The sequence below is a fragment of the Oceanobacillus indicireducens genome (assembly GCF_014647195.1).
In the GTDB taxonomy this organism is placed as follows: domain Bacteria; phylum Bacillota; class Bacilli; order Bacillales; family Amphibacillaceae; genus Oceanobacillus; species Oceanobacillus indicireducens.
Map to the genome: position 1 here is coordinate 252,357 of NZ_BMOS01000002.1, position 12,772 is coordinate 265,128.

Annotated in this window: 16 protein-coding genes, 1 pseudogene and 1 riboswitch; of the genes and pseudogenes, 7 read left to right on the forward strand and 10 right to left on the reverse strand. The window is 40.7% G+C overall.

From position 1 onward, the window contains the following. Positions 1-110 precede the first annotated feature (110 nt). On the forward strand, positions 111-1,307 hold the full coding sequence (locus tag IEX94_RS02640; RefSeq protein ID WP_156856166.1) for a coenzyme F420-0:L-glutamate ligase: 1,197 nt from the start codon (positions 111-113) through the stop codon (positions 1,305-1,307). Between the two features lie 516 nt (positions 1,308-1,823). Here the strand turns inward: IEX94_RS02640 and IEX94_RS02645 are convergent. Then, positions 1,824-2,321 (reverse strand): LURP-one-related/scramblase family protein, encoded by a 498-nt coding sequence (locus IEX94_RS02645; protein WP_156856165.1) that lies wholly within the window; start codon positions 2,319-2,321, stop codon positions 1,824-1,826. Between the two features lie 27 nt (positions 2,322-2,348). Then, on the reverse strand, positions 2,349-3,191 hold the full coding sequence (locus tag IEX94_RS02650; protein WP_188855902.1) for an aldo/keto reductase: 843 nt from the start codon (positions 3,189-3,191) through the stop codon (positions 2,349-2,351). A gap of 149 nt (positions 3,192-3,340) precedes the next feature. On the opposite strand from IEX94_RS02650, the gene IEX94_RS02655 reads away from it, so the two are divergent. The 3 genes from IEX94_RS02655 (at position 3,341) to IEX94_RS02665 (ending at position 5,917) form a co-directional block, all read left to right on the forward strand. After that, a complete protein-coding gene (locus IEX94_RS02655) occupies positions 3,341-4,330 on the forward strand; it encodes an aromatic acid exporter family protein (RefSeq protein WP_156856163.1) in 990 nt (329 codons plus the stop codon). 49 nt (positions 4,331-4,379) lie between these two features. After that, positions 4,380-5,486: an o-succinylbenzoate synthase gene (gene menC, locus IEX94_RS02660; RefSeq protein ID WP_188855903.1), complete on the forward strand. Its 1,107-nt coding sequence runs from the start codon at positions 4,380-4,382 to the stop codon at positions 5,484-5,486. Between the two features lie 104 nt (positions 5,487-5,590). Further along, on the forward strand, positions 5,591-5,917 hold the full coding sequence (locus IEX94_RS02665; RefSeq protein ID WP_188855904.1) for a nucleoside triphosphate pyrophosphohydrolase: 327 nt from the start codon (positions 5,591-5,593) through the stop codon (positions 5,915-5,917). Positions 5,918-5,928: 11 nt separating this feature from the next. Here the strand turns inward: IEX94_RS02665 and IEX94_RS02670 are convergent, their stop codons facing one another. From IEX94_RS02670 to IEX94_RS19595, 7 genes are all read right to left on the reverse strand, one after another. Further along, entirely contained in the window at positions 5,929-6,171 is a 243-nt protein-coding gene (locus IEX94_RS02670) for a DMT family transporter (RefSeq protein ID WP_188855905.1), read from the reverse strand. A gap of 32 nt (positions 6,172-6,203) precedes the next feature. Beyond that, on the reverse strand, positions 6,204-6,563 hold the full coding sequence (locus tag IEX94_RS02675) for a Lin0512 family protein (protein WP_156856159.1): 360 nt from the start codon (positions 6,561-6,563) through the stop codon (positions 6,204-6,206). After that, positions 6,564-7,178 (reverse strand): cysteine hydrolase family protein, encoded by a 615-nt coding sequence (locus IEX94_RS02680; RefSeq protein WP_188855906.1) that lies wholly within the window; start codon positions 7,176-7,178, stop codon positions 6,564-6,566. It lies immediately after the preceding gene. A gap of 1 nt (position 7,179) precedes the next feature. Further along, complete coding sequence (thiM, locus tag IEX94_RS02685) at positions 7,180-7,959, reverse strand: hydroxyethylthiazole kinase (RefSeq protein ID WP_188855907.1); 780 nt, start codon at positions 7,957-7,959, stop codon at positions 7,180-7,182. A 107-nt stretch (positions 7,960-8,066) separates the two neighbouring features. Then, positions 8,067-8,168, reverse strand: a riboswitch (TPP riboswitch). An 84-nt stretch (positions 8,169-8,252) separates the two neighbouring features. Beyond that, on the reverse strand, positions 8,253-8,561 hold the full coding sequence (locus tag IEX94_RS02690) for a hypothetical protein (protein WP_188855908.1): 309 nt from the start codon (positions 8,559-8,561) through the stop codon (positions 8,253-8,255). Between the two features lie 304 nt (positions 8,562-8,865). Beyond that, the gene (locus tag IEX94_RS02695; protein WP_156856155.1) at positions 8,866-9,504 is read right to left on the reverse strand and encodes a hypothetical protein; all 639 of its coding nucleotides are present in this window, start codon (positions 9,502-9,504) and stop codon (positions 8,866-8,868) included. 424 nt (positions 9,505-9,928) lie between these two features. Then, positions 9,929-10,111, reverse strand: a complete 183-nt coding sequence (locus IEX94_RS19595; protein ID WP_156856153.1) for a hypothetical protein — start codon at positions 10,109-10,111, stop codon at positions 9,929-9,931. Positions 10,112-10,343: 232 nt separating this feature from the next. On the opposite strand from IEX94_RS19595, the gene IEX94_RS02705 reads away from it, so the two are divergent. Together IEX94_RS02705 and IEX94_RS02710 are read left to right on the forward strand one after the other, a co-directional pair. After that, entirely contained in the window at positions 10,344-10,850 is a 507-nt protein-coding gene (locus IEX94_RS02705) for an HXXEE domain-containing protein (RefSeq protein ID WP_188855910.1), read from the forward strand. A gap of 22 nt (positions 10,851-10,872) precedes the next feature. Continuing rightward, positions 10,873-10,965 (forward strand): annotated as a pseudogene (locus IEX94_RS02710) (SDR family oxidoreductase); the annotation flags it as partial. 78 nt (positions 10,966-11,043) lie between these two features. On the opposite strand, the gene IEX94_RS02715 reads toward IEX94_RS02710, so the two are convergent. Beyond that, on the reverse strand, positions 11,044-12,210 hold the full coding sequence (locus tag IEX94_RS02715; RefSeq protein ID WP_188855911.1) for a DUF4367 domain-containing protein: 1,167 nt from the start codon (positions 12,208-12,210) through the stop codon (positions 11,044-11,046). 248 nt (positions 12,211-12,458) lie between these two features. On the opposite strand from IEX94_RS02715, the gene IEX94_RS02720 reads away from it, so the two are divergent. After that, on the forward strand, positions 12,459-12,719 hold the full coding sequence (locus tag IEX94_RS02720) for a hypothetical protein (RefSeq protein WP_188855912.1): 261 nt from the start codon (positions 12,459-12,461) through the stop codon (positions 12,717-12,719). The last annotated feature ends 53 nt before the right edge of the window (positions 12,720-12,772 follow it).

Genomic DNA, 12,772 nt, shown 5'->3' on the forward strand with positions numbered 1-12,772 from the left:
TAATTATTAATTTTACTTATATCACGAATTACAGGTATAGTAAAGAAGGGAAATCAAAAATTAATAAATATGTACATCATATATTCTCATGAAGATTAGGAGAGATCAGATTGGTAAGAGTAGTAGGTACAACCGCACGTGGACTCAGAGCACCGATTATCAATGAAGGCGATGACCTCGAGGAAATCGTCGTAGAAACCGTCTTACAAGCAGCGGAAGTCGAGGGATTCCAAATTCGGGATCGTGACATCGTTTCCTTGACCGAGTCGATTGTTGCCCGGTCGCAAGGAAATTATGCGAGCATCGAAGCAATTGCTGAAGATACCAAGCGAAAATTTGGCGATAAAACGGTCGGAGTCGTCTTCCCAATCCTCAGCCGGAATCGTTTTTCCAGCATTTTAAGCGGGATTGCCCGCGGGGTTAAAAGAATTGTCCTCATGCTGAGCTATCCAGCAGATGAGGTTGGCAACCATTTAGTCAGCATTGATGACTTAGATGATAAAGGAGTCAATCCGTGGACAGATGTACTAACGGAAAAGGAATTCCGCGAGTTATTCGGAAATTGCAAACATCCATTCACTGGCGTCGATTATATTGAATATTACAGGAGCATTATCGAAGCAGAAGGAATTGAATGCGAGATTATTTTTTCCAATAACGCGAAATCAATCCTAGAGTACACGAAGCATGTCCTCACTTGTGATATCCACTCCCGTCACCGGACGAAACGGATCCTAAAGAAACACGGTGCGGAAACGATTTACGGACTGGATGATATTTTAACAGAACCGATTAATGGCAGTGGTTATAACGAAGCATACGGACTACTCGGTTCTAATAAAGCGACCGAAGAAAGTGTGAAACTCTTCCCGAATAATTGTCAGGAATTAGTAAACGGGATTCAAGCAAAAGTTAAACAAGCTACTGGAAAAACAGTTGAAGTAATGGTGTACGGCGATGGTGCATTCAAGGATCCGGCTGGAAAAATATGGGAACTAGCAGACCCTGTTGTATCCCCAGCTTATACGTTAGGTCTGGAAGGTACACCGAACGAAATCAAATTAAAATATTTAGCTGATAATAACTTTAGTCACCTGCGCGGAGATGAATTAGACGAAGCAGTTGCCGCGTTCATTAATAAAAAGGGTGATGACCTTGTCGGATCTATGGAGGCACAAGGAACAACTCCACGAAAACTAACCGACTTGATCGGCTCTCTATCTGACCTCACGTCAGGCAGCGGTGACAAAGGAACACCTTTTGTCTATATTCAAGGATATTTTGATAACTACACCGATGGAAAGTAATGAATTCAACTTTTGCACTGGCAAATTTCCTATCACTGCACGGAGAAGATTTTAAATAATACTGTTGACGGCTATAATAAACGGACAGCTTCACTGCTCGAATTAGAGTTGTTTTCAAGTGTTGATTAGATCTCTCTGACCAAACGAGCTGGAATCAGGAGGCGCAAAAGGGTAATCAAAAAAACATCCCTATTTATCCGAACGAAATCGAATTTAGCCAATTCGATTAATTAGAGCACTACTAATCGACTGAATGAAGGCTATTCTAGCTCGTTCGGGTGATTAGGACCCTTATAATCGACCGAACGAAGGAAAGTCTAACTCATTCGAGTAATTAAGACATCTCTAATCGACCGAACGAAATCTAACCTAATTCAAACGGACGATTAAAGATTAAAACGCCCCTATTCACTCGGCTAAATGTAGTCATCCACAGTATCATTACCATACAGTTCCCAAAGCAATTACAAAAAACGGGTCACCAAGGAAAATTTTCACTTGGGGACCCGTTTCTATTCAACTTCCCGGCGAAGCGGCAGCTGCTGATTGATCTGCTTTCACGCAATCAATCGCGACAACGAGGGCAATCATCAGGTTTTCTTCGGATTCATCACTTATTTTAACTTGGTAACTATCGCCCCAAGTAAACCATTTTTTCTTCACTTCTCCAATAAACGCTCCGTGCTGATACACTTCAAAATCCATGCCCCACCAATCTCCTGTCACCTCTAAGCCAATCGCATCAATCGAATAACGCGGTTTAAAAAAAGAAAATTCCTTTTTTATCGTAATGACTTCTTCACCGGCAACAGCAATGGTGAACTTCGGCATCCAGGTAAGCATTCGCTTCGTAATTCGGGCGACTTCCGCTTCTCTCTCATCCTTAATCGTATAGACTTTCGGGATTTTCATGAAGCTACCCTCTACGGTATATACATCCCGTTCATCTGCATCTTTTACCGTAAACCTGCCGCTTAAGCTAAGTATTTTTTGCTTTATATACAGTTCCTTCATAAGGTATCCTCACACTTCTTCGCCAGTTTAAAATTCTTCATACTCAGCTGGATCTTGGTTTTTCATTCTCCCGTCCGGACGACTCAATTCACCGATCTTATTCATTTCTTCCTGTGATAACTCAAAATCAAAGATTGCAAGGTTCTCCCGCTGACGAACCGGTGAAGTCGATCTTGGGATTGCAATCGAACCCAACTGATAATGCCAGCGCAGAATAACTTGAGATACGGACTTATTATGGCGTGACGCAATCGCCTTTAGAATATCGTTATCAAGCACGTTGTTTACACGTGCAAGTGGACTCCAGGATTGTGTCTGAACATCGTTTTCTTCATGCCACTTCCGCTGCTCCTCCTGATTGAAGAACGGGTGCAATTCAATCTGGTTCACACTTGGCTTCACACCGGTTTCTTTTTCCAGCCGTTCAATATGTTCAGGTAGGAAATTACTCGTTCCAATTGAACGAACCAAGCCCCATCTTTTTGCATCAATTAACGCCTGCCAAGCTTCGACATACACGTCCTGCTTCGGATTCGGCCAGTGGATGAGGTATAAATCATAATAATCGAGATTCGCCCGGTACAAGGACTCTTGAATCGTCTGCACAGCCAAATCGTATTGATGATATCTCCCTGGCAGCTTCGACGTAATGATTAAATCTTGACGCTGCACACCAGTTTTACGGACAGCTTCCCCTACTGTACCTTCGTTTTCATAGTTATAAGCGCTATCAAGCAAACGATACCCATTGTCTATCGCACTTGTAATCGACTGGACCCCAGCATTACCATTCATTTTATACGTCCCTAGTCCAATTGCCGGGATTGATAGTCCATCATTTAATGTAATTTCAGGAATCGATCTGATCATGTAAAACCTCTCCTTTTCTATTGATTGCTCCATTTAAATGAGTGATTAAATTTAGTATAACACACTCACCGACCGGAATTCTGTTCCTTCCTTCTCCAACAGTCTATAATAGATCTAATGAAAGTCATCAGGGAAGAGAGGTGTTTCGGATGGTTGGTATGGGATACCGAACGATTAAAACAGCAGTCGGTGCAGGTATTGCGATGTGGTTTGCAAGTCTTGTTGACATTCAATTTGCAACCTTTGCAGCGATTCTTGTCATTATGTGTATTGAACGGACGAAAAAACGAACCATCTACACGATTAAGGATAAATTTTTCGCTTGTCTTCTTTCACTCGTTCTCGGTATGGTGGTCTTTGAATTATTAGGCTATCACCCGATTGTATTTGCGATTTTCATTCTTCTGTTTATACCGATCTTAATGAAAGCGCGGATTCAAAACGGATTTATCACAAGCATGGTTGTCCTCTCCCATATTTATATGATTGGAAATGCAAGTTTTGAAGTTTTCTTCCATGAACTATTTATCATTCTCACCGGGATTGGAATTGCATTCATTGTAAACAGTGTTATGCCGAGTATGAGAAAAGACATTGATAGGTTCAAATATGAAATTGAAGAAAAGTATGCAAAAATCCTCTATGAATTCCATGCTTTCTTAAAAGATAATCACCGGAATTGGGACGGACAAGAGATTAATGAAGCGGAAGAAATTATTAATCAAGCGAAATCGATGGCCATCCAAGATATTGAAAACAATTTATTACAAGAAAAAAGAACAGACTATCATTATTTCAGATTGCGCGAAGAACAGCTCGCCATATTGCGACAAATGCTGCCAATTATAGGCATCGTTTCCCTCTCAGAGATCCATGTGGAACAACGCGAAATGGTTGCCGACCTATTATTGAACATTAGCGAAAACGTCCGCACGAAGAACATTGATCCTGTTCTCGAAAAGTTAGAGTCTTACGAAGAAATTTTCCGTGAAAATGAACTACCAAAGACAAGAGAAGAATTCGAAGTGCGGGCCAATCTCTTTTACTTGCTTTTTGAAATTAAGAATTATTTGCTAGTGAAGAAGAAAGTGATGCGGCAACGCGAACCTTTTTCTAATCGCGCAGGTGTACGAGTGTAAAGTCTAAGTAAAAAACAAAGAACAAGATTGAATTTGGAGGAAATGAATCATGAAATTGACAGAGATCACCATCCGCCATTTACAAATGAAATTAAAATCTCCTTTTGCAACAAGTTTCGGAACGCTAGAAAATCGTGACTTTCTACTGCTAGAGGCAAAAGACGAAAGTGGAACGATTGGTTGGGGAGAATCGGTCGCCTTCCGTGCCCCCTGGTACACCGAAGAAACGATGATGACGAACTGGCATATGCTTGAGGATTTTCTTATTCCACTCCTCCTCAATAAAGAATTGCAGCACCCGGATGAAGTGCGTGACACTTTTTCCCCCATCCGGAAAAATAATATGGCAAAATCCGCGATTGAAGGTGCAGTTTGGGATATCTATGCCCAGCAAACGAACCAATCTCTTGCAGCGGCACTTGGCGGGAAGAGTGAACAGATTGAGGTTGGCATCAGTATTGGCATTCAGCCTACTACCGATGACTTGATCCAATTGGTTCATGGATATGTGAAAGAAGGCTATAAGCGTATGAAAGTGAAAATCAAGCCTGGTAAAGATGTCGAAGTAATCCGGGCGTTACGCGAACACTTCCCTGATTTGCCGATTATGGCAGATGCTAATTCAGCTTATTCATTAAAGGATCTTGATACGTTAAAACAACTTGATGAATTTAATCTCATGATGATTGAACAACCACTCGCTTCTGACGATATTATCGACCATGCCAAGCTGCAAAAAGAGCTGGAAACTCCGATTTGCTTAGATGAAAGCATCAATTCGTTGGAAGATGCACGAAAAGCGGTGGAACTCGGAAGTACGAAAGTTATAAACGTGAAGATCGGCCGTGTTGGCGGATTATCTGAAGCGAAAAAAATCCATGATTACTGTGCGGAGAAAGGTATCTCTGTCTGGTGCGGCGGGATGCTTGAATCAGGAATTGGCCGGGCCCATAATATTGCGCTAACATCGCTGCCGAATTTCACCTTGCCTGGTGACACATCCGGCTCCGACCGCTATTGGGAAAAAGATATTATCGCACCAGAAGTTATCGCGAATAACGGTTATATTACGGTTCCTAAGAAAGCTGGCATCGGATATGAAATCGACCGGGAAGCAGTTGATGCATTCACGTTCAGTAAGAAACATTATCGTTAAATTGAGAGCGAACGTTTTTCTTGTCGGTATTTAGGGAACGATTGAATATAGGTAATTTCGCTTCCCCATATAATCGACAACAATGAAAAAGGAGTGTTTCCTAAGTGACGACGTATAATAAACTTGTCCGCGACGGTATTCCGTCAATATTGGAACAAAACGGTCAAGCCTTCAATACCGAAACCCTTAACCAGGATCGTTATATTATGGAGCTAAAAAAGAAACTGAATGAAGAAGTGATGGAATATCAAGATGCAGCAAATGACGAAGATGCATTAGAGGAACTTGCTGATATCCTCGAAGTCATGCAGGCCCTTGTCGGTATCCACGACACCACGATGGAAGATGTAGAAAAACGTCGGGCCAAAAAGGCAGAGGAATGTGGCGGGTTTGAAGAGAAGATTTATTTGGTTGATGTGGAGGAGAAATAGCGATGAGGTACTTAGACTTTCCCTAAGTGCCTCATTTTAACATGCCTTTTTTCCGGACTGCTCGAGCTTCCTCGCCCGGACATTCCCCTTATATATAAATTTCCCTGTCCAAAGAAAAGCACCAGTATCGCAAGCAAACCTGTACCAGTCAGAAAAGAGATGAGTGCACCTTCAATCGTCCCAATTCTCCGACCCAGTGAGGCGTTGACGGACGATTGACTGCCTACTAAAAGCCCACCCATCATCATACTCATTTGCTTTACCAACTAAACTAAATGTCATTTCATTAATACCCAACCTCAACGACTGCATTCACAATATACATTAAATCATTTTCATCCTGTTGATCTTCAAGGAAAATACCGCTCGTTGTCGCCATACCTCCAGCAACGGTTTCTACCGTTACCGTTCCATAAGGAAGCAAACTTTTAATTTTTTCATGGTCAAGCTTTTCCTCGTCTTTTGGTACAGCGAGCTTAACGTTCACCCGCATATTGTTCAAGTCTTGACTTGGCAGCATTTTCCTTATTCCTGGCATGGAATTATAATGGATCGCATCCATAATCGCACGTTCGGCAGCTACATTTATGTCCTGGCCGTGGAGATCAATTCCCATTCCTGCTTCGATAAATAGAATTTCTTTCAATTATATTTCCCCTTTCCATTGTTTTTTTACTTCAACTGCGTGAACAACTTCTGCAAATGTTCCTTGGAGTAACTCTAATGCGTCGTGATGTAGTTTTTCATTATCCGAGACGACACAATTAGAGGGAACCGTTACGAAAAAATCTCTCATAGAAGCATCACGAGCAGTCGTGTCAATACACACATTCGTGTAAGCTCCAATAATCGTAAGATGGCTTATACCATTTGAGCGTAATAAAAGCTCAAGATTTGTATGGACAAACGCACTATACCGATGTTTTACGACAACTTTTTCTCCTGGAAGCGGAGTGAAATACTCATGAATTTCCGCTCCCCAGCTTCCAGGTTCACAGTAGGATAAATTACTTTTCTGATTGCTTCGGCCGAATCGTTCATTTGCAGAAGGGGATTCCGTCCAAGCACTATGTTCCGAGATCACATGAATCACTGGAATCTCACATTCTCGTGCTGCTTCTAGCAAATCCTTCATCTGTTTCATTTTTTCATAAAAAGCATGAATATCTTTCCCGCGTTTACCTGCGGTGCCTTCCGGATGGCAAAAATCATTTTGTAAATCGACTAGAAGTAGAGCTACGTTCCCGTTTGTTGTATTCATTCTAAATCTCTTGCAGCTTTTTATACGTATTCACCGTCTCCTGATCCAGCAGATAAAGCTGATCAAGCAAAGCAGGGATGAACGTGCCCGGCCCTTCCGCCTTTTTCATCGCAAGTTCCGCAGCTATCCCGTAAGCTGCAGTCACTTCCACACTCGCCTCATACAAGTCTTCGGCAACACTTAAATAAGGCCCAACGAGAGACGAAAGCAGGCACCCGCTTGCCGTAATATTTTGTAGCATGGTATGCCCATTATTACAAAGACTCATGCGCGTTCCGTCTGTAATGACGTCTGTTTTCCCTGTTGCAATAACAACCGTATCATATTCTTTCGCTACTGTTTGAGCAATTTTCGGATCAATCGATTCAACCGTAGAGTCAGGGCTTTTCATAATATCAAGCGCTCCGCCAAGTACGGAAATTTCCCCAGCATTCGCTCGGATAGCAGCGAATTTCACCTTTTCCAATAATTCATTAATCACTTTCGTACGGAATTTTGTTCCCCCTGCTGCGATGGGATCAAGAATGACTGGAATTCCTTTTTCATTCGCTTTAAGGCCAGCAAGCAGCATCGCCTCGGCCCGATCCTCGGTTAAAGTTCCGAGATTCAATACGACAGCATCCGCATGACTCGCATTCTCCTCCGCCTCTTTTGGTGTATTCGACATGGCTGGAGACGCACCAATCGCAATTAAACCATTTGCCGCAAAATTTGTCGCAACCTCATTCGTGATGTTATAGATAAACGGACTTTTTTCTCGAATTTTAGCAATATAGTTCATGTAAACTTCCTCCTTTTTAGTAAATTGAAATAGATTAAGGGCGAGGTAGTTTTTAAAAAAGAAAAACCACCCCGGGAATTGGAGTGGTTATTAATACAATTTAAGTATGTATACCAACTCCACTTTCCTACGCTAGTATGAACTAGATCAGGTTCAAAGGGATTAAGAAAAAGTCTTATCTCAGCCGACTGGCACCCCTAGTGGAAAAATATCTATTCTTTATGACTAGTCTATCTTATTTTTAATATAAAAGAAAGGGTTTGCGTGCGTGCACCCAAACCCTTTCTTTTATATTAAAAACCACCATATGGCACGAATCCGGGACCGTACTGCCAAAATCCCGGGCCGGGTCCGAAGCCAGGACCGTAACCAAATCCGGCCCCTGGACCGAACCCAGGACCGTATCCCGGTCCAAAGCCAAAACCTGGTCCTCCAGCGATTAAACTGCCACCTAAAAATCCTAGTCCTGCTCCTATTAATCCAGCTGCAAGCGGATCAATACCGCCACCTGGCCCAAACGGACCCGGCGGACGAGCCCGGTGCATTTCTGGATATGGTAATGGCGAATGATGCATCGGTACATGATTTACAAATCCATGCATGTATATGCTCCTTTTCAAGAAAAATTTTATCCTGTTCTTTCCCTTCCCTACAGCCTATGGCAGAGTACAGGAAACCGCACTAGACAAATCCCTATTTTTGACATGAAATTTGGGTCGGAAAACGAGATGAATCCTTTTTCTCAGGTGACTATGCATTCAGAATATCGAAAATACAAATTCCGTGAGCAACATGACAGTATTCCGGACATATAGAAGGTTATCAATCCCTATTGACCAGCTCATTTCGCCTAAGAGGAGCTATCAACGTCAGGATGTTAAGATTCCTAAATACCCCACTTCCCGCTTAAGACTTGCTCGGAAAAATGGTGTAAGACCACGAATAAATGAAATCAATAATAAAAACAATCCCCCAAACCATTGAAATGTTATACATCATTTCATTTGCATAAGGTGATGCCAAGTAATTGTCATCACCAATCCACGAAAGATCAGTCAGGTAATTCATCGCCTGATTGAGATCCTTTATTCCATAGCTCCAGAAAACAATCTGGACGGCTGCGAATATAAGTAAATGGAAAATGGAGCTGTATCGATTGATTTTGGCAATATATTTCGGGTCTTTTTGTCTCCTGATGATTTCTTTATCCCTTTCAGTAAGTAAGTCGATACCGCGCAAATTACCAATCTTCAAGCGCATCCAACGGTCCAACTTCCGGAAATCATTGATGCCAAAAGTGCACGCATACAAAATAAAAATCAAAATAACAATTTGAAACATCGAAATCTCGCCTGTTTCCCGGTAAATAAGGAGAGCAAGCACTCCCTCAACGATAAATAAGCCGAGAAAAGACAGCAGAAAGATAAGACTTAAATTCCGTTTGTTGAAAAAATAGCGGATGACCCCGAATAGAATTAATGAGATAAAGGACAGTATCTCTGCAGCGATAAAAATTTCCCATTGATGTTGGATTAGAAAGGTCATTTGGTGGCTCTCCCCTTTTGGAATTGGTTTAGGTTAATATGAAAAACACTCACTTGTAGTTTTACGGCGGAAGTGAGTGTTTGGTTTCAATGATTGCGCCTATAAATTCTCTTAAAACCATCGGATATGACTAAGTTGTATTTTTAACCTGTCTAGCTTTCTCTTGAATTTCCCCCGTTTATCGGTGATTAGTTGGATTTCAGATTTCAAAGCAATCTTTTCTGCCACGGTTTCGATTGTCAAGTTCTCTGTATTAATCCGTTCCTGGAAAATATCATGCGATAGTCCTGCGATACATCGATTGAAACATGAGGGAAACCCAATATATGAAGGTTGGGATATACAGTCCGTAATAAATCCATGATTCTGTTCAACTAACATTCAGTGGGAGAGGTAAGGATATCCCCACTGAATGAGTTTCACTTTATGGCACGGGTTGCAATATCGGCGGTCCACCTAAAGACGAATCTTTAAGTCTTTTATAAGCAACATAAAAGGAGATCATTGCACCGATAACAAAGAACATGGCTGAAACAAAGGAAAGTTCTTCTAAAGATATTATCTCATTTGATGAGTTTGTTGATTTTGATTCTTGTGGTGATGACATAATGAGTACACCTCCAAATATCTTTTCCTTCTTTAATGTATTCAAGCGGAGAAAATATTTTACTCTTTTTAAAGGAAGACAGCCTTCAGATAATAACCTACCCGCCGATTGCCTTCCAGCCATGCGAAAAGTATTAATTATAAACTCGTATAAAGATAGGAATAATCATGTTAAAATACTGTTATAGAAAGGTTTTAAAAAAGAGCATTTCTAAGAAAGGAGTTAAAAGGTTATGGATATCCATCTATTCGTCCTAATTTTCACCATCATTTTCATGCTCCACAACCTAGAAGAAATCATGACAATTGAAAAATGGTTCAACAAAACGTATCCAAGAATTCGCAAAAGAATCCCTGCTTTTGTAGAAGAAGAACTCAGGAAATTTGAGACAATGAATGCAGCCAGATTTTCTTTCGTTGTATTTTTACTTTCTATCCCAGTAGCTATTCTGATTGTAATTACAACAATAACTGAGCACTATCTTCTATTTCTCGGGTTAAATTTGTTATTTGCTTTAAATATTTTTACCTATCCCGTACAATCCTTATACTTACGCAGCTATACTCCAGGTCTTTGGACTTCTGTATCACTGATCATTCCTTATTATATTATTCTTTCTTATCATATATCTAATACTGGTTTATTAACATTCAACAATTTATTAGGTGCAGTCGTAATTCTAATCTTGTTTATTCCTATTTTTCTCCTCAGTCATAAAGCAGCAGAAAAATGGAACTAACTCCTCGAGACAAAATTCAACAGTAGCAAATCTTGTCCTTTACTTAGCATCCGACGAATCCAGTTATTCCACTTGTTCTGAGTTTATCGTGGATGGTGGAATTACCGCAATATAATAAAATTTTCACACCAAAAAAACGACAGAGATTATCTAAAAATATTCCCTGTCGCTTTTTATTAGACGAAATGTGCTCTTACTCAATCCCCTCTGCTATTTGCAGAAACAATTCTTTCGGCATTTCAGATTCTTCGCCAATTAATTCAAGAAACACATCTTCATGTTCCCAAGTGAGACACATGAAACCATCATCATCAACCGCCAGATTACCTTCATTACCATTAATAGTGATTGTCTCCGTCTCTTCCCCTTCAAACATTCCATCATAATCCTCTTGTGAAGGATAGATGCTAAATACGAAGCCGTTCCAATCTTCATCCTCATAAATGAGATAGACCATCTCTGACTCATCATCCGAGGAATAATAGGATTCCGTCATTTCATAGCCCTCCGGTACGAATGTAACATCGGGAATCGTATAATCTACATTTTCCTTAATTTCCTCAAGTGACATTTCTTCCTCGAGAAATGCAAAATCTTCTTCCCATTCCTCTTCCGTTACAGCATTTTCTTTTACTTCTTCTGGAACTTCAATTGGCTCAACTTCATTCACATTCGACACCGTAGCTTCCGCTGTAACTTGAATAGATTCACCGTCCATTTCAAATTCCGCCTGAACAGTTTGTGATTGGATCAACATTGACTCTTTATCAACCTTCATTTCGGTCTCAAAACTGTTAATCGTAATGTCGGAAAGGTCTTCCTCCAAGTCAATATCCATCGTCAAATCTCCCATTGATGTATCGAAATATGGTTCGATTAATTCCTCAAATTCTTCTCCCTCACCGGTTAACGCAAGGATATACTGATCCTCTTCCTCCGTCATTTCAAATTGATCAGCAAACGCCTCTAGTTTTTCAAGTTCACCTTCATTTAATTGGTCAAAGCTCTCTAGTCCCATTTCTTCTTCATCCGTAATGAACCATTCACCGAACATGTTCATATACACTTCTTCACCAACGATATATGTCTCCACATCCATAGAAATTCCAGTCATCCCCATCGTCATGTCTAAATAAAGTGTGTCCGGATCATGTGTGACGTCAGCCGTACCTTCAATCGATACAATCATATCCATAATCTCTGTATCGATCTTCATCTCTGTCGTATAACTTTCTAAATCAGCATTCGCTTGAATTGCCTGCTCCAACACTTGGCCTTCTGTTAACGGCTCCTTATCTTCCCCACAAGCGGCAAGCAGTAAGAAGCTTGCCATTATCAATAAGGCAATGGTTTTTCTCATCTCTTTTTCCCCCTTTTACTTATGCAACATCTTTAAAAATAACAATTGAAAAAGTGACCCCTAACTCCTCTCTCATGTAGACATGTATAGGAAAATCCCTTTTGTAAAACTAAAGAATATTATACCCCAATACTTGGTAAATGGGGATAGTTATTTAGATGGATATGAATTTTATTTTTTAGTAAAATGAAACTTAATTACTTGCCACTCGTATGTAAGATATAAATGTATGAATCGGAGGATATTTAATGAAAAAGTATCTTGTCTTTATCATTAGTTTTATTGTAATGTTCACCGTATTCCAGGTACTGTCTGGCATGTTTCTAACATGGATATATACTCCGAATATTAGTTCAGCTTGGAGCATGCGTACTGGTCTCTCCCAGGAAACCGTTATTACAGGCTGCAATTCATTTGGGCTACCATTGTTTACTGCTGCGCTTGCTGCTTCTGTTGCTTATGTGACCTTCGTGAAGTTTGCGAGGCGTAGGAAAGAAAATATTAAATGATGAAAACAAAGGCGCAAGCGCCCTTGCAGGTTAAAAACGCGACGTCCTGTCGC